19 protein-coding genes and 1 pseudogene are annotated in these 19,995 nt (G+C 37.9%); 8 read left to right on the plus strand and 12 right to left on the minus strand.

The features are described 5' to 3' along the window. The 4 genes and pseudogenes from FJR37_RS15745 to carA all read right to left on the minus strand — a co-directional run. A pseudogene (locus FJR37_RS15745) lies at positions 1 to 363 on the minus strand (hypothetical protein); the annotation flags it as partial. 98 nt (positions 364 to 461) lie between these two features. Next, positions 462 to 941 carry a Mini-ribonuclease 3 gene (locus tag FJR37_RS15750; RefSeq protein ID WP_053538840.1) on the minus strand — a complete coding sequence of 160 codons (480 nt, stop codon included), beginning with the start codon at positions 939 to 941 and terminating at the stop codon, positions 462 to 464. 263 nt (positions 942 to 1,204) lie between these two features. Then, on the minus strand, positions 1,205 to 1,558 hold the full coding sequence (locus tag FJR37_RS15755) for an STAS domain-containing protein (protein WP_039200376.1): 354 nt from the start codon (positions 1,556 to 1,558) through the stop codon (positions 1,205 to 1,207). A gap of 158 nt (positions 1,559 to 1,716) precedes the next feature. Then, positions 1,717 to 2,874: a glutamine-hydrolyzing carbamoyl-phosphate synthase small subunit gene (gene carA / locus FJR37_RS15760; protein WP_039200377.1), complete on the minus strand. Its 1,158-nt coding sequence runs from the start codon at positions 2,872 to 2,874 to the stop codon at positions 1,717 to 1,719. 254 nt (positions 2,875 to 3,128) lie between these two features. Here carA and FJR37_RS15765 point away from each other — a divergent pair, with 254 nt between their 5' ends. Further along, positions 3,129 to 3,332, plus strand: a complete 204-nt coding sequence (locus FJR37_RS15765; protein WP_168466467.1) for a hypothetical protein — start codon at positions 3,129 to 3,131, stop codon at positions 3,330 to 3,332. A 5-nt stretch (positions 3,333 to 3,337) separates the two neighbouring features. Here FJR37_RS15765 and FJR37_RS15770 read toward each other — a convergent pair whose 3' ends face one another. The 3 genes from FJR37_RS15770 to FJR37_RS15780 all read right to left on the minus strand — a co-directional run bounded on the left by FJR37_RS15770 (position 3,338) and on the right by FJR37_RS15780 (position 4,643). Beyond that, positions 3,338 to 3,721 (minus strand): hypothetical protein, encoded by a 384-nt coding sequence (locus FJR37_RS15770; protein ID WP_217355296.1) that lies wholly within the window; start codon positions 3,719 to 3,721, stop codon positions 3,338 to 3,340. Continuing rightward, a complete protein-coding gene (locus tag FJR37_RS15775) occupies positions 3,708 to 4,190 on the minus strand; it encodes a hypothetical protein (RefSeq protein WP_039200380.1) in 483 nt (160 codons plus the stop codon). The genes FJR37_RS15770 and FJR37_RS15775 overlap by 14 nt, the downstream gene beginning before the upstream one ends. Before the next feature lie 249 nt (positions 4,191 to 4,439). Beyond that, complete coding sequence (locus FJR37_RS15780) at positions 4,440 to 4,643, minus strand: hypothetical protein (protein ID WP_152608789.1); 204 nt, start codon at positions 4,641 to 4,643, stop codon at positions 4,440 to 4,442. Positions 4,644 to 5,142: 499 nt separating this feature from the next. Here FJR37_RS15780 and FJR37_RS15785 point away from each other — a divergent pair, with 499 nt between their 5' ends. After that, entirely contained in the window at positions 5,143 to 6,201 is a 1,059-nt protein-coding gene (locus tag FJR37_RS15785; protein ID WP_168466468.1) for a TIGR02281 family clan AA aspartic protease, read from the plus strand. Here the strand turns inward: FJR37_RS15785 and trpD are convergent. Continuing rightward, positions 6,131 to 7,177: an anthranilate phosphoribosyltransferase gene (gene trpD, locus FJR37_RS15790; RefSeq protein ID WP_027401414.1), complete on the minus strand. Its 1,047-nt coding sequence runs from the start codon at positions 7,175 to 7,177 to the stop codon at positions 6,131 to 6,133. The genes FJR37_RS15785 and trpD overlap by 71 nt on opposite strands. 101 nt (positions 7,178 to 7,278) lie before the next feature. After that, complete coding sequence (locus tag FJR37_RS15795; protein ID WP_168466469.1) at positions 7,279 to 8,124, minus strand: DNA adenine methylase; 846 nt, start codon at positions 8,122 to 8,124, stop codon at positions 7,279 to 7,281. 404 nt (positions 8,125 to 8,528) lie between these two features. Between FJR37_RS15795 and FJR37_RS15800 the strand changes: the two genes are divergently transcribed. The 6 genes from FJR37_RS15800 to FJR37_RS15825 all read left to right on the plus strand — a co-directional run bounded on the left by FJR37_RS15800 (position 8,529) and on the right by FJR37_RS15825 (position 18,742). Next, complete coding sequence (locus FJR37_RS15800; protein ID WP_039203697.1) at positions 8,529 to 9,254, plus strand: cytochrome b/b6 domain-containing protein; 726 nt, start codon at positions 8,529 to 8,531, stop codon at positions 9,252 to 9,254. Positions 9,255 to 9,575: 321 nt separating this feature from the next. After that, positions 9,576 to 12,134, plus strand: a complete 2,559-nt coding sequence (locus FJR37_RS15805; protein WP_168466470.1) for a dynamin family protein — start codon at positions 9,576 to 9,578, stop codon at positions 12,132 to 12,134. Between the two features lie 343 nt (positions 12,135 to 12,477). Continuing rightward, on the plus strand, positions 12,478 to 15,891 hold the full coding sequence (locus FJR37_RS15810) for a virulence factor SrfB (protein ID WP_168466471.1): 3,414 nt from the start codon (positions 12,478 to 12,480) through the stop codon (positions 15,889 to 15,891). 68 nt (positions 15,892 to 15,959) lie between these two features. Further along, the gene (locus FJR37_RS15815) at positions 15,960 to 17,084 is read left to right on the plus strand and encodes a hypothetical protein (protein WP_168466472.1); all 1,125 of its coding nucleotides are present in this window, start codon (positions 15,960 to 15,962) and stop codon (positions 17,082 to 17,084) included. A gap of 338 nt (positions 17,085 to 17,422) precedes the next feature. Continuing rightward, positions 17,423 to 17,998 carry a Uma2 family endonuclease gene (locus FJR37_RS15820; RefSeq protein ID WP_168466473.1) on the plus strand — a complete coding sequence of 192 codons (576 nt, stop codon included), beginning with the start codon at positions 17,423 to 17,425 and terminating at the stop codon, positions 17,996 to 17,998. 51 nt (positions 17,999 to 18,049) lie between these two features. Beyond that, a complete protein-coding gene (locus FJR37_RS15825) occupies positions 18,050 to 18,742 on the plus strand; it encodes a Uma2 family endonuclease (RefSeq protein ID WP_168466474.1) in 693 nt (230 codons plus the stop codon). A 189-nt stretch (positions 18,743 to 18,931) separates the two neighbouring features. On the opposite strand, the gene FJR37_RS15830 is transcribed toward FJR37_RS15825, so the two are convergent. The 3 genes from FJR37_RS15830 to FJR37_RS15840 form a co-directional block, all read right to left on the minus strand. Further along, the gene (locus FJR37_RS15830) at positions 18,932 to 19,078 is read right to left on the minus strand and encodes a hypothetical protein (protein WP_168466475.1); all 147 of its coding nucleotides are present in this window, start codon (positions 19,076 to 19,078) and stop codon (positions 18,932 to 18,934) included. Between the two features lie 4 nt (positions 19,079 to 19,082). Further along, a complete protein-coding gene (locus FJR37_RS15835; protein WP_168466476.1) occupies positions 19,083 to 19,364 on the minus strand; it encodes a type II toxin-antitoxin system ParD family antitoxin in 282 nt (93 codons plus the stop codon). An 83-nt stretch (positions 19,365 to 19,447) separates the two neighbouring features. After that, positions 19,448 to 19,603: a hypothetical protein gene (locus FJR37_RS15840; RefSeq protein WP_168466477.1), complete on the minus strand. Its 156-nt coding sequence runs from the start codon at positions 19,601 to 19,603 to the stop codon at positions 19,448 to 19,450. Between the last annotated feature and the right edge of the window lie 392 nt (positions 19,604 to 19,995).

Consider the following 19,995-nt stretch of genomic DNA (forward strand, 5'->3'; position numbering starts at 1 on the left):
AACGGAAAATGATTTACCTTCTCTGTCTACCCTAACCTCTGGTGATTGTTCAGAACCGTAGCGAGAGCGAGGTTTAGCAGAATAGGATTTACCTTCTCTGTCTACCCTAACCTCTGGTGATTGTTCAGAACCGTAGCGAGAGCGGGGTTTTGCAGAATAGGATTTACCTTCTCTGTCTCCTCTAACTTCTGGAGATGGTTCAGAAGCATAGCGAGATGTCCGGGGTTTAACGGAAAGAGGTTTACCATCACTTTTGCCTTGATTACGGTTAGGTTGAGGGACAACGCGTTTGCCCTTGATTTTCACTGGCTGACCACGTTTTGGTTGTCCGCCGGCATGATTTTTCTTTGGTTGACTTGTCATAACAGTATTGAGGTTTGATTTAAATGAGTGAACAGCCCGATGACATCAATTTAATGAACCATTACAAATCAGTAACAATCGCCAGATGTAGCTTCTCACTATTTCTCTAGGGGAAGTTTTTGTAATAGCTCGGTTAAACGGGGGTAATCAGTAAGATATAGGTAGCCAACTAAGGTTTCTAAACTAGTTGCCTGTTGATAAATTTCGGGATTTAGTCGTTTATGACGACTCGTAGCAGAGTTACGACCTCTGCGAACAATTTCTAATTCGTTACTCCTCAAGTAAGGAGTTAACATTCGCAAATGTAGCGCTTGTGTTTCTGCTCTTACCTGATCCACTACGGAACGATGGTAATTTTCCAATCGTTGTTGTGGCCACAGATAAAACATTCTAACATATAATTCGTAAATTGCGTCCCCCAAGTAGGCTAATGCTGAAGGAGATATCTGTTTTATTTGGGCTGGGGATATTTGCTGGGGTAGTTGCGTCGCATTTACCAACCACGGGTAAATCTCTGATGAATGCTGTGTAGCGGTTTCATCTTCTTCGTGTTCGCCTGTTTCCTCCTTGGACTTCACAGATTAATCATTCCTTAAGAAAGCACTACATCGGGAGACAATTTTTGCCGTCATTATCTAAAACAACTTAAATTATATTTAACTCTCAACATAATACATTAAATGGGGGTTCTTCTTTGAGATGGGGGTGTGTAGTTGAATGAGATCCAGAATCTGAGGTAAAAGCCATACGGAAAGAGACTCCTAACTTCTACTGTAATCCAAAAATTAAGCTATCCAGATTTGACATCGGATAGCTTAATTTAGATTTTCCATTCAAGCAATCAAGCTGTAGGGATGTTTGCTAGGGCTGCTTCAACTGTAACTTGTAGGGAGAGAAATGTTTCTAAACGAACAAGCTTAACGGTTTGGGTGACACGAGCATTAGTGACAATTTGGAAAGTGCCTTCACTTTCAGATTCAGGTTTAGCCAGTTTGGCTAGTCTTACGAGCGCACCTAAGCCAGAACTGTCCACAAAGTCGATCTGTGAAAGATCCAAAATGATGTTTTTTGGACCTTCCTCAATTTTACTGCCGATTACTTTAATGAATGTTGGCTCAGAGAAAGCGTCTAATAAACCTGTGAGGCGGAATAGCTGACAGCTATCGCGGACTTCGCGTGTACCTCTCAGGCTCACGGTTAGATTTAGTGTTTCAGCTATGATTTTCTCCTCGTTCTTTTTACTAAAAGTAAACGTTCTAGTATAGATGGTTTTTGAGCAATTTGTCTATGTTGGAACCTGGCAAAAATTTTTACTAATTACCAATATCCATCATGACATTTTTTATCCTCAAGTTAGGCGATTGCGCCTTGACGTGCTGCTTGCATTTTTAGTACAAACTGCTCAAACAAGTAATCAGCATCATGGGGACCAGGACTGGCTTCTGGGTGATACTGAACAGAAAACACAGGTAGGGTCTTGTGACGGACTCCAGCTACTGTCAGATCATTGAGGTTCAAGTGGCTGACCTCGACTGTAGCAGTTGGTAAGGAGTCTGGATCAAGAGCAAAACTGTGATTTTGGCTGGTAATTTCCACTCTTGTTTGTAAACCAGCAGGTTGATTTAAACCCCGATGTCCAAATTTTAGTTTAAATGTTTCTGCACCGAGAGCATGACCTAAAATTTGGTGTCCCATACAAATGCCAAATATGGGTTTTTGGCTGTCTAGTAAGACTCTTGTGGTGTTGATACCTTCTGTGACGGCGGCGGGGTCTCCTGGTCCGTTGGAGAGGAAAATACCATCTGGATTGTATTTGAGAATTTCTTCTGGTTGTGTATCGGCAGGAACAACTATGACGCGACATCCATAACTGGCTAGACGGCGTAAGATATTCCGCTTGACACCAAAGTCTAGAGCGACGACGGTGAAGGTTTCGCTAATTTTAGCTACGGCTTCGGGGTTGAATTCCCAAGGAGTGGTTGTGGCTTCCATCCATTCGTAAACGGTTGGTGTGGTGACTTCTTTGACTAGGTTTAAGCCTGTCATGTTGGGTGCTGCTTGTACCATTTCCAACAATTCTGTTTCGTCGAGAATTGCGGTGGAAATGCCGCCATTCATGGCTCCAAACATCCGAATTTTCCGGGTGAGGGCGCGGGTATCTATGCCGTAAATACCGGGAATGTGGTGCTGTTGCAGGTAGTTGGGTAGGGATTGGGTGGAACGCCAGTTACTAGGTTTATGACATATATTGCGAGCGATCGCTCCCTTAACATGGGGTTGATTTGATTCTTCGTCTTCGGAATTAATACCAGTGTTTCCTAGTTCGGGATAGGTAAAAATGACGATTTGACCACAGTAACTAGGATCGGTTAACACTTCTTGATATCCGGTCATACCAGTGTTGAATACGATTTCGCCAATGGCAGTTCCTGTAGCGCCGAAAGACCAACCACGATAAGTAGAGCCATCTGCTAGGACAAGTAGAGCAGGTACTGCGTCAGATAAGGACATAGATCATTTGTAATTAGTAATTGGAGAGAAAAGAGGGTTTTATATCTTCTATAACTTATTTTTTTAGAAGACAGCAAAGGTATATCTTCTCATGGTTTATGAAGGTGGAGAGCAAAGAATAGGACATCAAATCTTCAGGCATCTATTGACATTTCCCGACAATAGGTTCATAATATTATATATGTATACGAGAGTTTTGTAGTTAATTTAAAGTCAATAAATATTTTGAGTAACTGTAATGGTTCCGAATAGACTTGAATGGCTACAAAGAAAATAAACCTTTCCTTAGAAAACTTGGTAGTTCTAGAGAAAATTTGGGTATTGAACTCGTTGATAGACAATCAAGAGCCTTAGAATTATGTTCTAAGGCAATGTGGGATACCACCTTCACTAACTCAGTTGGTGATGTTATACTGGGTATTCACGATATCTCAGATGTCGGCGAATGTCTCGGTTAAAAGTATCAGTCTATATCTACAATATTCATTTCTATAATTGTCAGTTGCTCTTTCAAGTCCTGGTCGCTAGGTCTTTTAGGGTATTTTTCATGGGTATAAACCCATACAGGATAGACAGAACAAGAATTTTGATGAACAACATACATAAATCGGCCTCTACGAGAAGCACCTTGAAGTTCTGGCATCAAAAACCGAATTTTTCTAAATTCAAAATCTGGTTTGTAAGCACCTTTAGGAAAATTCTCGCTATCTGATTCATCAAAAAGCGGATCTTTTGCAAGAGTCTCTATATACTTTTGTATCAAAGTCTCAAATGAATCTCTAGCTCTTTTATTTTTTTTGTAGTGAGTTTTAACAAGTTTAACAAGACTAATCTCAAACTTCTGCAATGGCCTTATCGAATATATTTCGCAACCAGGCACTACTATCCTCCGGCTTTACTTCTGGAATCCGTTCGTAATTTAAACGCAATTCCTCTAAAGTATCAGATAAAACAGCCTGATAGCCGGGATCATCTTGCTCAATACAATCAAGAATTGTATCAACCAAGAAATCAATAGCATCAATACAAGCATCAAAAGATTCTCTTTGGGAGCTAAGATTCAAAAAAAGCAAATAAATTTTTGATTTGAGGATATCCAAAAACCCTGTAGCTCCCTGCGTTTGTTCAATGAAAGAGTAGGCAAAATCTGTTAAGTAATCACGTTGTTCAGAAGAAAAATTGTTCCACTCAGTCTTGATCTCTCTAGATGCTTTTTTTAAACGTGAAGTAATTTCATCAAATTTTGAAGCAGAAGCAACCTTGTTGCCTCGAACTTGATAAATTTGACCAAAATCAATTAAAACTGCGCTAGACATGGTTAATACTTATACTTGTATATAAGAGAACTCCACAAAAAGAAATGCCCAATGTTATTCTGTTCGCGCAGCGTGCCAGAGGCATTACGAAACGAAGTGTAATGAAGAATCTCTTGAGATGCTTCGTTTCCCTATGGCTAACGCCACGCTCCGCGAACGCCACACTCAGCATCACAAAACAGGATTATTTATTTTGTGGCTTACTCTAAATAACATTAAATACTTTTCTAGAGAATATAACTGATACTTTTAACCGAGACATTCGCCGACATCTGAGATATCGTGAATATCCAGTATAACATCACCAACTGAGTTAGTGAAGGTGGTATCCCACATTGCCTTAGAACATAATTCTAAGGCTCTTGATTGTCTATCAACGAGTTCAATACCCAAATTTTCTCTAGAACTACCAAGTTTTCTAAGGAAAGGTTTATTTTCTTTGTAGCCATTCAAGTCTATTCGGAACCATTACAGTTACTCAAAATATTTATTGACTTTAAATTAACTACAAAACTCTCGTATACATATATAATATTATGAACCTATTGTCGGGAAATGTCAATAGATGCCTGAAGATTTGATGTCCTATTCTTTGCTCCTCACGGATAATATCTGGATAATGCCAAATAAGTAGGTGGGCGTTAAAAATTGTCGTTGGGGCAAGGGAACAGGGAACAGGAAGAGAGTTTTGAGTGATTTTACTTTTCTTCACATACCTTTAAATTTTTCTGTTCACCTACTTAGACAATATATTCTAAATATTGATCGAAAACTCAAAACCTTCCTGTAATTACTATACAATCCTTTACAAATAAATCATGATATGTATATAAAATCACCAGGAATCCTCCATCAAAACTTTAATTTTAAAATGATTCAATAGTCAAGCATTTTTAATTGGGTGGGAGGAGTACACTTGGGAAGAGCAGCCAGGGCGGTTAAAACATTCACTATGCTTCAGTATTTTTTATCCCGGACAGCCCTCATTTTTTGTTCCGTTAGTTTAGCGGTTTTGACTGTTGCCTGTGATCAAGATCAGCAGACAACGATAACTGGTGAGTCTAAACAATCTTTATCAACTGGGAGTTTGGCGGCTATCCGTTCTTCCAGTCAACGTAAACAACTGTTAGCTAGTCCAAATTCAACGCCACGAGCATCTGCTTCCACCCAATTAAGTTCTTTGGAAATGGCTCTAGATAAAGCTGCTGGTGCTAAGAGTATCAGCCAATCTGCTGTATCTGTGGATGATTGGAAGTTGGTGGTGAGTCAGTTCCAAGATGCGATCGCTCTCATGAAGCAAGTCAGGCGCAATAGTGGCAATTTTGCCTTTGCTCAACGTCAAATCGTTGAATACCGCCGTCAAGTTGCCTTAGCTCGCCGGAAGGCTTACCCCAAAAATTTAGCATCTTCTGTAACTCAGCCGCAATCAGTGGTCATTGAGGTTCCTCAACTACCGGGTAATGGGATAATTTCTGCCCGTCCCTCTGATAAAGCTCTAAAACCATCCTTATCTAAATCTAAGCCTAGTTTCTCGCAACCACCCACCCTCCCTCGCAACCACGAGGTATTTATTGCCCCAATTAAACGGCGAGTTGGTGGTACACCAATTATTGAAGTTACTTTCAATGGGACACAGCAGTTTGAGATGATTGTGGATACGGGGGCGAGTGGAACTGTGATTACCCAGAAGATAGCAGCAGCTTTGGGTGTAGTCACTGTCGGTAAAACTAAAGCGAATACTGCCAGTGCTAAAGCTGTGGAATTTCCCATTGGCTATCTTGATTCTATGGAAGTCGGGGGCATGACAGTAAATAAGGTCCCAGTAGCGATCGCTGGTACAGAATTAGAAACAGGACTTTTAGGACATGACTTTTTCGGTAATTACGATGTAACTATCAAACGTAACGTCGTAGAATTTCGTCCCCAAGGCCACTCAGAAGCTAATCCTTCAGAAAATCCACTAAATGTTCCAGCTTTGTCCAAGGGCTACCGCTTTGTAAAATTTCTTTAGCTAGAGTCACCCCTTGGGCATGATTTAGCCAGGGAACAGCACCTGCTACTTGCAATGCCAGGGAAGCATTTAACGCCACTATATCCTGTTGCGCTTGTGTGCCTTTCCCTTGCAAAACTTTTTTAAGAATCACCCCATTTTCTTGTGCGTTACCACCCTTAACAGCGTTAATAGGAGCAGGGATCACACCAACTTCCTGGGGATCAACAGCAGTTAGGAATACTTTACCATCTTTTAAAATTGCCAAATCGGTAATATCGCCCAAACCAGCTTCATCTAATTTTTCTCGTCCATGGAGAACCACCGCTGTTTGTGTTCCCAGGAGATTTAAGGCCTCAGCAACGGTTTCTATCAGTTGAGGATCAAAAACACCAATTACCTGACCAGTAGGATTCAGGGGATTTACTAAAGGTCCTAGTAAATTAAACACAGTCCGCACTTTGAGATTTCGCCGTAATGGGGCAACGGCTTTCAGGGCTGGATGCCACCCAGGGGCAAATAAAAATGTAATTCCTACCTCTTGCACTGCTGCTTGGACTTTATCACTGGCAGCAGTCAAATTTACTCCCAAGGCTTCTAAAACATCCGCGCTTCCTGTGAGACTGGAAGCAGAACGACTACCATGTTTAGCCACGGGTACACCAGCAGCAGCCACTACAAAGGCGACAGCGGTGGAAATATTAAAGGTTGATGCCCCATCACCACCTGTACCACAAGTATCAATTAACCGTTGGGACGGTGTTTCCCCGCCTTTGTTCATGGATATAGAAGACAGGGATTTTAATACTTCTGCCATTCCTGTTAATTCTTCAGCACAAATTCCTTTAAAGTTCAAGGCCATTAAAATTGCCCCTGACAGTTCTGGGGGAATCGTTTCATTTATCCATCCTTGCATCAATTCTGCGGCTTGAGTGCGGGATAATGATTGCCGTTCTAATAATTGTTTGAGTAAGTTAGACCAAATAGTAAAATCCATTGTTCGGCTTTTTTATGATGTTGAATGTAATTTTACCGAAAAATGGCTTTTTGTTGCACGCAGAGGCGCAGAGACGCAGAGAAAGAGCGCAAAGATGAGTTCTAAGCAATCAGTTGAGATTTTTTTAAGTTTTGGTTAATTTCATAGTTACTAATAAATAGTTCTTTGCCTTTTTCGGCTTTTTTTTGTTTATAGTTATTCATGCCATATTGTAATTCCCATGCAATGATATTTGCCCATTTAAAGTTTTCTCTAATTTCTGGGCAATCGTCATAGGTAATTAACCAGTTATGGGGACATTGTTTTAAATTTGAAGCAAATATTTGATGATCAAATCCTGTATGTAAATCTCCTTTTTTTCCATATAATTTAGATTTTTCGGCTTTAACATAAGGAGGATCTAAAAATATGAATACTTCTTTTCCTGGTTCATTAATCAGATGGCTATAATCTAAGTTGGTAACTTTGATATCTTGTGTTAGGATATTTTCTAATTTTTCTAGTCTATCTATTGATGAGTCGGTAAATCTTTTATGAAAAGATTCTAAAGAAAATCCACCGGATTCTATAGTTCCAGAAAATGTAATTCTATTCAGAACAAAAAACCGGACTGCTCTTTCTAAGTCTGATAAGGTGTTAACATTTACATGAGCTAATTCGGCAAAAAGTAATTTTCCATCTTGAGAATTTTCTTTAACTTGACGAACTGCGGAAACTAATTTTGGTAAATCAGATTTTGCTAAATGCCAAAATAAAAATAATTCTGGGTTTAAATCGTTAATAGAAATCTTTAAATTGGGAAATCTTTGTTTGAGATAAATGAAAACTGAACCACCACCAACAAAAGGTTCTCTGAATTCAGAAAACTTTTCTGGAAGACATTCAGCGATGCTTTTAATTGCTCTTGATTTTCCACCAGGATAACGGAGAGGACTTTTGATATTCATGTTATTTGAGTTTCGAGAAGTGATACAGCATGATTCAGAAGTAAAACTGGCTTGCTGTCAGGTTTTAAATTTAGATCCTCTACCTAATTAATCTGCAATCTGCTATAATATAAATCCCATGTTTTAATATACTAGGACTTACGCATTAACCAAGTTTACCAAATATGTAATGTGGATTTTATCTCTTATAGGGTGCGTCAGACCCGATAATTTGACAAGAAACAAATTTCCTCTATCTGACGTGGTTGGTGAGCTTGCCGAACCACACCCTACTTTTATAAGTTATTCCCAAAGCTGAAAACGACGTAATTTCTTTCATTCATATCATGGTAAGTTAGTGAGCGTACGTAAGTCATATGTACTAAGCTAAAATTAGCCTTTTGGAAACCTTAATATATCAACTTATGAATCGTTCAGCCCCCTATCAACCATTAATATTCCGAATCCTGCATGGTATAAGCGGGATTTTAGGAATTGGTGCAATTATTAGCGGCTTCTTAGTGTACAATACTTTTGATAAAAGATTTGGATATATCCCAATTCCCAAAATCAATCCTATACAGGATATTCATGGGACATTGGCAGTATTTTTCTTGATTCTACTACCATTTTTTGCTGTTTATAGTTTTCATGCTGGAAAAAGACGACTATTACAACCAGACTCTATCCAAAACCTAACTCAATTTGGTAAACCAATTTGGTGGATAAGCCTACAACGTTTAGTAAATACTAAAATGTTGCTTGCTGCTGTTTTGGCGGTAGTATCTGGGAGAATGATGAAGGAAGAATGGCTACCACTAGGAGAACTTGATCATGTTTGGTATTATGCTCATCTCATGGCTTGGGTAATCATAATTTTTTGTTTAGCAATTCATGTTTTAATGTCGGCTAAAGTTGGTGGTGCGCCATTATTATTATCAATATTATCCTGGAAATTCCGCCCGGAAGATAGCCCTGGTAAATGGTATAGTCGTCTCTGTGTTTGGTTGGGTAATTTTTCCCATAATCTTCGGGAAGAAATTAATCAGTTTATGAAGGGTGGTTTATTATTGCAAATTATTGAGGTAATTGTCTTAGGGGGAATTATCTCAGCATTTATTTTACCTTTGTTTTTTTCTGGTGGTCAATAATTGACAAATTGAACAAAATTAAGAGTTCTCCAATTAAAAAAATATCTCAAAATTTCTTGTGGTGCGGGCATCTTGCCCGCTAATAATACAAGGACGGGCAAGATGCCCATCCCACAACATTGGATTATCTTTTTTGTGGGGTTCTCTAAATAACATTATCTTCTGCTTTAACAAGTCATGTATGTTTGTTATTAAAGATTATTCGTAAACCATTGCCTTAATTGAACAGTCTTGTCTGTTTTCGTTGTATCAGTAGTGGTGGTTTCTGGGTTTTGTGTTATAACCCAGTTGTGAAAATGAACTCAAACGAAAGACTACTCTATGGAACCAGACAAGCTGGCGCGATTGAAAGAGTACGGTGAATTTATCCTCCGCAAAATTGACTCAGTTCCCCAACGCCCTTCCCAAGAGGAAGATTGGGTTCCCACTAGCCTTGATGATTGTCTGTTGCGGCTGCGAGAGGCGGCACAGAAAACTGTTGAACTAGCCAACTCACCGGTGAAAATTGGCGTAATGGGAGAGTTTAGCAGCGGAAAAAGTTTGCTACTAGGCAGTCTGATTGGTTATGCAGACGCTTTACCTGTAAGTGAAAATCCGACAACAGGTAATGTCACAGCTATTCATATTAAACCCCAGGATGATTTTGCAACTACTCAAGTAAATAATTATACGGTGGAATATTTATCCCATGAAGGGGTAAATGAGTGCTTACACTTCATTCTCAAAGAAGCAAACCGTCGCGCTACGTCCGCTGGGGTGACACCTTTACAGGTAGCTAAAATTAAAACTGGTAAGGATATCAGTATTTGGTGTGAGGAAGTTTGGAAAAGCTCAAATAATTTAGAGTTGCGTTATTTGGTGCGGGAGTTAGTGCTATTTTTGCGGGCTTATCAGGCTTATGGTGAGGCTTTATGCGGTCGCTTTTACCAAATTGATGGTATTACTGCCCGTGAGGGTTTACAACTGGCAGAAATGCCAATGGCGATTCAATCTCTCAAGTTTGAGGATTTACCAGCGGCGAATGTTCGCTTACCAAATGCGCCACAACGATTAGGAACGCAATTATTACAAACCAGTTTTCTCTTAATTCGTCGCGTTGATATTGAAGTGAAAATATCACGGGAAATTTGGGATGTTACGGGTGCAGAAGAATTTGTGTTGTTGGATTTTCCGGGGTTGGGTGCTGCTAATTCTGGGGCTAGGGATACATTTTTATCGTTGCGAGAATTGGCACAGGTACAGACAATTCTAGTCTTACTGAATGGTAAATCGCCGGGGAGCGATCGCGCCCATAAAATCTTCACAATGATGCAGCAACAACGCCCAGGACAAGACCTCAAGGATTTAATTCTCGTCGGTGTGGGACGTTTTGATCAACTGCCTTTAGAAAGTGAAGGTGGAGAAAGAGAACTAGATTTATTAATTAATAATCAATCTGATTCTCAACCGTTACAAACAAATACAGTTTTCCAAAAATTAAAAGTTCTCAAAACCATTATTGATGGAGCGGAAGCATTTACCAGTCAAAAAGACAGAATTGTTTTATTATCACCCCTGTTAGGATTAGCTGAATTAGCCAAACGTTCTGGTCAAGTGAAAGCAGGTTCTGAGGAATTTCTCGCTAATTTAGATTATCCAGAATATCTGGAAAGACCGAAAAAATTACAACAGAAATGGAGAGATTTAAGTGAATCTTTATTAGCAGCAGATGGGAGAAATCAATTAGGGAAACAATTGGGTTATTTTGCTCAAGATGGTGGTATTAGTAAATTAAGAGAACTAATTCAAACTCATGTTGCTAATCACGGACTAAAGCAATTATATGAAGATACCCGTCGGGCGGCTGATGGTATTCGTCAACAACAAGAATATCTCAAAGAAATTATTGCCGAAATTCACGAACAAGGTATACCAACAGTTGATACTCCGGCTTTACTAGAATTGAGATTAGCTATAGAAAGTTTAGATAGAACCTACAGAAACTTTCAAAAAGATTTAGGTAAAGAACAGTTGAAAGACCGCCGAGGTATTGTAGTTACTGATGTCATTAAAGATGAACTAACTTTAAAAATTTTGAATTGGAGTCAGTGGACATTATTATTTAATAAAATCCAAAATGGCACAATTACCTTAGCAGAATTTAAAGGTGCAGCGGGGAAATTATTTGATAGAGGAAATCGGGTTAATACCTCCATACCGACTAAGAGTGATGACTTTTATCCAGCCTTTGAGAAAACAGTTAGAGAACTGGAAAACTTTGCGAGCGATCGCATTCGTCAAGCCGTGATAGACTTATTAAGCTCATTGGCACATCAAATCACCTTAGAAAGGGAAAAACTACAGGACATTCTTCAGCCAGAAATGGAACAAGAAATTGAATCAAAATTTGGGCTGGAAGAAGCAGATTTATTTTATAAACTGTTACTAGGATCTGATCCTCGTCAATGGAAAGAAGCAATTATTGCCGAAATCAATAACCATAATCAAACAATCAAACCAGAAAGTATTTTTCCCCTAGCGAGACAAGACGAAAAACACAGTGTAGGACAAATTTTTGATTGGTCACCAGAAAGAAATCAAAACCCATCAAGAAGTGTCAATCATCAACTTTTCGTATTACGACTGCGAGATGAAATTACCGCTAGTGCTAGTCTTCACCTTGTGCAATATGTCAGTGAAAGCAATCAGCAAGTAAATATAGAAATCAATGGAGTTTTAGATCAAATTATTCCCAGCTTGCAAAACCTTTCCAAAAAAGAAGCACTACTAAGATATATTGCTGCAAGAGATTCACAAACCGAATTAGCCATTCCAGCTTGGCTAGAAATCTTAACCGATATTGCCACAATTAATGAAGAAGAATTATTTACCTGCATTTAATTGGTAATACCATTTCTTTATGAGACTGCGCTGAATTTTGTAACCTTGTCTTTTCCTCCTCTGTGTTCTCTGTGCCTCTGTGGTATGGCTAACGCCACGCTTCGCTAACGTTACTTTCTAAATTTGGCGCATCTTTATACAAAATTGGTATAACATCTAATAAAGTACAAATTCATCTGCGTTCATCTGCGTTTATCCTCCTCCATCTGCGGTTAAAATCTTCCTTATCTACCTCAATGAAATAGGAATTGATATAATCCGTACTCTTCTATTAGTTATCAAATAAATTTAGGGAAATGCACTATCAATGAAATATTAACAAACAAAAAAAGGAACACCAAAAATGCCTGTGGAAATTCAGCTTCTACCTAGCTTTAAATTAGGTATGAAAGAAAACGCACAGTTGCATCTACCCACCATCCAAATTGTCCCTATTAAAAGCAACATTCCCCACATTTCTCGAATTACCTGCATAGTCAGAGGTACACCAAATGAATTAGCAGCAAAAATTCAAAGCAGCTATAGACAATTTCACTCAGATACACCCAAACAAATTTATAATATTTCTCAACTAGGACAAAACTCCTGTCAGTTAGATGCACCTTTAATCACAATAGTTGATTGTACCTTAAAGGTAATTGTCGAATATTTTGATTCTGACGCTGCGGGAAAAGCAAATTTGTCCATATCTAATCATGTATGTGCTGAATGTGATCTTTGGTTTATACCCAATTTACAAACATCATCAAGTTCATCTACAAAAAATCATCCCCCCATGAATACTTCACAATTTGATCACTATTTGCATAATTTAAGTCAACAACTCAGTGAAAAACTCAACGAAAAACAAAGAAAAAGATTTCCTGGTTGGTTAGCTTTAGATTTTGGTACTTCCAATTCTACAGTGACACTTTTTGACCCCATAGAAGTTCCCATTGCCGAAGTTTTACCCAGAGAACAAGAACTGAGATTGAGAGAACGTATGGCGGAATGGTTTAATTCCTCCCCAGATTTAGCCTTACCAGATGTTAGTAGTGGTGAGTGGGAAAAATTCCTGGTTGATATTAGCAAAAACTTAGAAATAGAATCAGATCAATTAAGTGAAATTTTTGAAAGTGATAACAAAGAATTATTTTTAGAAGCAATTCGCCAAATTGAATTATGTCTAGGAACAAGTGATAGATTTCGGCGGGCTGTTAGCAAAAAGCTTTATGCTATATATCATGAAGTTTTTCGTGTTCCCACATTAGAATCACAAAATTTAATGCCTGTAGTTTTAGATATTGACCGACGCAGCACAGAAATTCCCAGTGAAATGGAAGTATCGCAATTAATCCCCTTAAAACTACGCATGGGTAGAGACGCAAGAGATAATAGAAGAAAAGCCATAGCCCAAGGCACAACTGTTTCAGTCAAAGAAATTATTAGCAGATTTCATCATTCACCCAAACGCTATTTTGGACAAGATCGATCTTTCCCAATTATCTTAGAAGACGACGAAGAAAATATTCAAGTTAATCGCCTCATTCAAGCAGCTTGGGCGCAATTAATTGAATTAACAGAAGATTATCGGCAAAGGGCTAGACGCAGATTTTCAGAAGGCGATTTTTTAACAGCAGTTGTTACCTATCCCACTGTTGCCCCTCCCATAGTTCGCAAAGAAATTAAGCAATTAGTCCAGGAATTAGGCATTGATGATGTACAAACTGCCTATGATGAAGCAGTTTCTGTGGCTATCTTTTTCCTGTGGCGAGAATTTGGCGGAAATCTGAATATTGGCATTGAATCTTTTAAAACTCGTTGTCGTCAAAATGGGAATAAATGGTCACAAAATGTCCTGGTTTTAGATATTGGTGGCGGCACAACCGACTTAGCTTTAATTGAACTAACTTTAGAAGATAAAACCCCTTTCTTTGCAGATCATGAAGATCGAGGTTTAGGCGGACGTTACTATAAACTGACTCCTAAATTATTAGGTTCTTCAGGACATTTACAATTAGGTGGTGAATTAATTACTTTACGAATTTTCCGCTTGTTAAAAGTAGCAATTTCTGATTTTCTCCTTACCGCAGTTACTACAGGTGACATCGAAAGCGATAAATTAGAAGACTTAATTAACTCCGAATTAAACGACCGTTTTTTAGAAGATGGGAAATTTAAAACTGGTAGTTTATTAAAATGTATAGATAAGGAAAATCCTGAAGGTGATGTTGCCTTTAAAGATGCCCTGGATACTGCGGAAAAAGTCTTACCAACTCGTTGGCAACAAGCAACCCAACGCCTACAAACCTTTTATACATTGTGGGATCATGCGGAAGCCGCCAAACTCAAATTAGGACAAAAAACAACCACAGATGGTTCTTTATTAACCTTCACTTTAAATGAACAACAAATTGGCGAACTGCTTGCCCAAAGTGCTGTTAAATTTCAAGTTAGAAGTTCTGAATCTATTTATTTAACTTTAGATCATCAGCAATTTGAACGGGCAGCAACTTCGTCAATTAAAGAAGCAATTGGGATTGCTAAAGGTTTAATAGAAAGCCGTCTCAGTTCAGAACCTAATCAAAAAGTAGATTGGTTAATTCTTTCTGGGAAAACCTGTAGTCTTGATCTTGTGCAACAACAAATTTACGAGGAATTTAGTCAATCACCATATTTTGTTTGGAATCCCGAACGAATTACTTTTGTTTTAGAATTTACTAAGCTTGCCACTTCCGCAGGTGCTTGTTATGCCGAAAAACTGCGCCGATTTCGATTTGATCCTGAAGAATCTAAAAGTCTATTACGCAAAGGTGCAAATCAATTAGAAATTGATGTCAAAAACCTATTTTATTATCTTCCTTGCAACTTTAAACGCAAAACCCAAAGTAACGACCCATTAGCCATTTTTAGTGCTGGACAAGAACTATATCAGCTTGCACCTTGGGATAAGGTTGCTAAAGTGCGGACACCTTGGCAGGGCATTCAATTAACTAATATTATCCATCGTCAAGATTATGAAAATGGAACTTTTCGTCTGTGGGGTAGTTTCGACGGTAAAATATTGATGGATAAGTTGGGCATGGAAGAACAGGAATTTCTCAAAAAAATCAAAGTCCAATTTGAGATTGACCAAGCTTTACAATTTAGTATTTTACTATGTCGAGGTAATCCCCATTATTTAATAGACGTGGTTGGTATTGATATTAATTCAGTCATATCTAAATCTACTGAAAATGCCTTGTTTACTGATGGTAATTTAAAGTGGAATATCGCTGTAGAAAACCACCAACACAACTTAAATGATGGTGATATTGCTGTCAATGTTTTAGAATCTGCCACAGTTGATCAACCTCATGCTTATCATTTAGTATTTGCCGTTGATAATAATGAAGGTAAATCAATGGAAACATTTCATTATTTACAAGATGGTGTGAAGCAACCAGGCACAGGATTAATCAGTAAACCTTTGCCACCATTTCCTCAAAGTGGTCAACATACTTTCTACATTTATCAAACTGATAGTGAGACAAATACTAAAAAATGGCTACGGATTGGTACACTCAGCAGACCAGATATTATCACAGATTATCCCTGTCAATATCATGTAACTCTTGATAATACAGGCATATTAAGAATGCACGCGGGGGCAGTTCCTTATTGGACATCTAATAATCAAGAATGTCTCGAACAAGAAGGATGTGTTTATCGGGCAGAATTGGAACTACAACCCAATGAAGTTGATAAAGAACGTGATCCTTTTTGCGGTATTCATTAAGTTCAAGATCCCCGACTTCTTGAAGAAGTCGGGGATCTAAAATCTTTTATTTTCATCCTGATAAAATTATGCAGAATCTACATAAACTATTAACTATAGAAAACTCAGAATTAGCCAAAATATTGCGGTTTAATTTATATGGATTAGCTGCAACTTTAACAAAAGCAAATCAAGAATATCCATTTGATGCCGGATGTCAGGTATGCGAAGAACTGTTGCAGGAACTTCATCAATTATTAGAACCTGTACCATCCCCAGATCCCCGACTTCTTAAAGAAGTCGGGGATCTAAAACAACCTGAATTAATAAATGAATTAAAATTATTAAAATTAAAAGATATTTTCAATAACAATCCAGAATTAAATTCTTATTTAGGTAATTCTCATATTCAAGGTCAAACTGATGGAGAAATATGGAACGAAATTCATAGAAAACTATTGCGAGTTCCTGAAGATGTAGCGACATCTTGGCGACATAAGGCTTTAGAATTAGCACAGGAAGTAGGGGCAGTTGTAGATAATATAAATCTGAATGAATTGCCATTTGTGCGTGATGAAATTATTTATCCGGGGTTGAGTGGTACAGTTCAAGCCAAAGGACTATGTTTATCTCAAACAGCTTTGATAAATTCAGAAATTGCCCAAACTCATCTTTCTAAAAATTCATATTTAATCGCCGGATTTTTACTTTTATATATTAAGTTTATTGAAATAGATCCAGACTTACATCATGCTTTAAAAAGTGTTTTTAGCTTTGATGTAGTTTCTTTACATTCTAAATTAGAACAACGTCATCAATATATTGACACATTAAGCGATCGCTTGCACCGCATCCAAAAGCTAAATGAAACTACTGATACTGTCCTCAACTTATGTACTTGGATTGACATAGATGAAGCCATTCATTCCCTAGTATTTATCCCCCCTGCTGAACGTTATTCTTGGTGGGGAAAATTACAAAAAGAATCCCGGCATCTGTTAAAAAAAGCCGCTGATAAAGCAGTTAAAGCAGGTAATGAAGTCCGACTCAAACAATTATCAGGACTGTATGCTGATGTTTGTGAATTTTCTAAAGATGACCTACAATTAGACTGTGGTGGTAATCCTGGCGAGGTATTAACCTGTTTACGAGTCTATGCCAAAATTAATCAGCAACAGTATCCAGGAAGGGTAATATTTCGGACTTTACGCTAAAAAAAAGAACTTTGTCCGTAATACTGGAATAGCTGAGTAATCAAAATTCTCCTCCTAGTGAATCAAGTTCAGATATTGTACTAGTTTTGATATGTATAATTAGTCCCTTGATGGGAGCGATCGCCATCTATATAACTGCCTTGTACCTATAGATTTAAAGTAATGGTCAAGTTACCTATGACTTAGCGCAGTTAATAGAACCACCTGTACAAATATTAGAATGTTCTGAATTTGCAGACGCAATCATCAAACATTGCGGTTAATTTCTATTAACCGTAGGGTTTACCCGCCCTTGATACTATAATATATTTATCACCATCACTAACCAGGTTATTTGTATGGTTATCACTCCTTTGAAACTAAACTTCAACACAGTTAATTTTACCGATGAACAGTTTTATCAACTATGTCAAAAAAACAGCGATTTAAAATTTGAACGCACATCTACCGGAGAATTAATTATTATGCCACCAATGGGAGGAGAAAGCGGCAATCGAGAAGCAGAATTCATTATAGATTTAGGTATTTGGAATCGTCAAACAGGACTCGGTTACACCTTTAGTTCTTCCACTATATTTAAATTACCCAATGGTAGCGATCGCTCTCCAGATGCAGCTTGGATTAAAAAAGAACGCTGGGAAGCACTCACCCCCGAACAAAAACGCAAATTTCCCCCCATTGCACCGGATTTTGTCATTGAATTAAGGTCAGCAACAGATGATTTAAAAACTCTGCGTCAGAAAATGCAAGAATATATGGATGCAGGGGTACAAATGGGATGGTTAATAAATCCTCAACAGCAACAAATAGAAATTTATCGTTTAGGAAAAGATGCGGAATTGCGAAATTTGCCTACAGAATTATTAGGAGAAGAGACATTACCAGGATTTAGTTTGAGTTTAGATTGTTATTAAAATCTCAAGTAAAGTGTTATAATTTCCATATCTCAACTAGTGGATACAATCATGATTGACCAACTTCTCATCAAAACTGAAATTGATAATTGTGATGTACCAGATGCCAATCTCCTAGTCACTGAAGATGATACACCTGTGGATAATCTCGCATCTGCCAAACAACAACGTCTTTTAGTCGGTTCTCTTTACAGTTCTTTACAAAATCAGATTTTTTTAGCTGAAGCTAATGTTGGTGTTTATCATACTTATGGTGAACCTGCGATCTTTCCTGATGTATTTGTTAGTTTTGATGTACAAACTCCTGACAACTGGTGGGAAAAACAAAATCGTTGTTATCTAGTTTGGAAATTTGGTAAATCACCAGAAGTTGTTATTGAAATTGTATCAAATCGAGAAGGTGCAGAACTAGATAAAAAGTTGCAAATTTATGAAAAAATGCGAGTTTCTTACTATATTGTCTATGACCCACATCAAAATTTAGGAGAAGACATTCTCAGAATTTATACTCTCCAAGGTAGACGTTATATAGAAACTACAAATAACTGGTTAGAAGATATTGGTTTAGGAGTAACTTTATGGACTGGAGAATTTGAAGGTAGAAATGATTCTTGGTTGCGTTGGTGTGATCAAAATGGTAATGTTTTACTAACTGGTGATGAACGGGCTAAAAATGCCGAAGCACGCGCTCAATTATTAGCAGAAAAGTTAAAGGCTTTGGGTGTAGATCCTGATAGTATTTAAATGTTATTTTAGGATTTTTAGAGATGATTCATCCTCAAAATGGCTTATTTATTGGCTATCGCACCCGCCATGAAATGAATTTCATGGCTAATAGTCAAAGTTTACTAAAGTAAACTATAGATTTATGGGGATTTTTAGTCATCTTCAGATGACTTTTGCTATTAGACTGGGAATTCATTCCCAGGCGGGCTATGGGTTTTCCGGGTTTTCCGTAATGTTATAAAGGTTATAAAGGTCAATAATTCTATCCGCTACTACTTGATTATCAGTAGCAATATACAACCATATTTGAATCAAGTCCTCTTCCGCTTTGGCAGTACGAAGCCAATATGCCATCTAATTACACATCCCTCTCAGAAATCTGAGCGAAACGCTTTCGTCCTTCTAGCTTAATAGCATCTATATCTGCATACTTCCCAGTACCGCTATCAATACCTTCTTGCCACAAACGATGTATTTCCTCAATATTTTGGGATTGAATAAACCGCTTATATTTCCAGTCCCGCAGCGCTTCGCGGATAATTTCACTACTGCTGGCATATTCACCGGATTTTACCGCATCACGAACCAAAGTAGCCATTTCTGGTGTTAGGGCAATGCTAAGTTTTTCGACGTTAGGCATAGATTATACCTTTATTTTGCTCTATGGTAGCAATATTTCCTACCAAATTCATGTTTTAATCAAATTTATATCTATTTACATGATCAACAAAACATATTGACAACCCAATGCCGAAATAGTTCTACGATTATTCTCCAGCGTCCCTGATTTTCTACAATCACATCATGATGTTTCAAAACTTCTAAAGCTTTCTGTAAATCAGTTTCATCTATTCCCGTCAACTCAATTAATTCATTCATTTAAACCTAATCCTGCGGTGTGTTTTGCCAGGTGACTTAAAAGTATTTGTTGAGTATTATCATTATTTTCCTCAGCTTGACCACAGAAACCATTTTCAAAGACTTAGAGAACTCCACAAAAAAGATGACCCAATCTTGTGGGATGGGCATCTTGCCCGTTCTTGTATTATGAGCGGGCAAGATGCCCGCACCACAATAAATTTTAGGATATTTTTTTAATTGGAGAACTCTTATTGACATTTGGAGGTAAACCTGTTGCTGTGATTTTATCTATTGCGGTTTTGATTGTAGCAACTGCAATACCCATTGTGGCTATGAAACTATCCCCAAGTCAAATCAATCAACCTACAAATAATTCCCATTTGACTCTGTGACTCCTAACTCCTACCATC

Source organism: Aphanizomenon sp. UHCC 0183 (assembly GCF_009712065.1).
Lineage (GTDB): Bacteria > Cyanobacteriota > Cyanobacteriia > Cyanobacteriales > Nostocaceae > Dolichospermum > Dolichospermum heterosporum.

Excerpts from the sequence above, each read along its gene's own strand:
- FJR37_RS15835 (WP_168466476.1), bottom strand. The coding sequence starts at position 19,364 with ATGCCTAACGTCGAAAAACTTAGCATTGCCCTAACACCAGAAATGGCT.
- FJR37_RS15815 (WP_168466472.1), top strand. The coding sequence starts at position 15,960 with ATGCAGAATCTACATAAACTATTAACTATAGAAAACTCAGAATTAGCC.
- FJR37_RS15805 (WP_168466470.1), top strand. The coding sequence starts at position 9,576 with ATGGAACCAGACAAGCTGGCGCGATTGAAAGAGTACGGTGAATTTATC.
- trpD (WP_027401414.1), bottom strand. The coding sequence starts at position 7,177 with ATGGATTTTACTATTTGGTCTAACTTACTCAAACAATTATTAGAACGG.
- carA (WP_039200377.1), bottom strand. The coding sequence starts at position 2,874 with ATGTCCTTATCTGACGCAGTACCTGCTCTACTTGTCCTAGCAGATGGC.
- FJR37_RS15810 (WP_168466471.1), top strand. The coding sequence starts at position 12,478 with ATGCCTGTGGAAATTCAGCTTCTACCTAGCTTTAAATTAGGTATGAAA.
- FJR37_RS15795 (WP_168466469.1), bottom strand. The coding sequence starts at position 8,124 with ATGAATATCAAAAGTCCTCTCCGTTATCCTGGTGGAAAATCAAGAGCA.
- FJR37_RS15800 (WP_039203697.1), top strand. The coding sequence starts at position 8,529 with ATGAATCGTTCAGCCCCCTATCAACCATTAATATTCCGAATCCTGCAT.
- FJR37_RS15820 (WP_168466473.1), top strand. The coding sequence starts at position 17,423 with ATGGTTATCACTCCTTTGAAACTAAACTTCAACACAGTTAATTTTACC.
- FJR37_RS15775 (WP_039200380.1), bottom strand. The coding sequence starts at position 4,190 with ATGTCTAGCGCAGTTTTAATTGATTTTGGTCAAATTTATCAAGTTCGA.
- FJR37_RS15825 (WP_168466474.1), top strand. The coding sequence starts at position 18,050 with ATGATTGACCAACTTCTCATCAAAACTGAAATTGATAATTGTGATGTA.
- FJR37_RS15830 (WP_168466475.1), bottom strand. The coding sequence starts at position 19,078 with ATGGCATATTGGCTTCGTACTGCCAAAGCGGAAGAGGACTTGATTCAA.
- FJR37_RS15785 (WP_168466468.1), top strand. The coding sequence starts at position 5,143 with ATGCTTCAGTATTTTTTATCCCGGACAGCCCTCATTTTTTGTTCCGTT.
- FJR37_RS15840 (WP_168466477.1), bottom strand. The coding sequence starts at position 19,603 with ATGAATGAATTAATTGAGTTGACGGGAATAGATGAAACTGATTTACAG.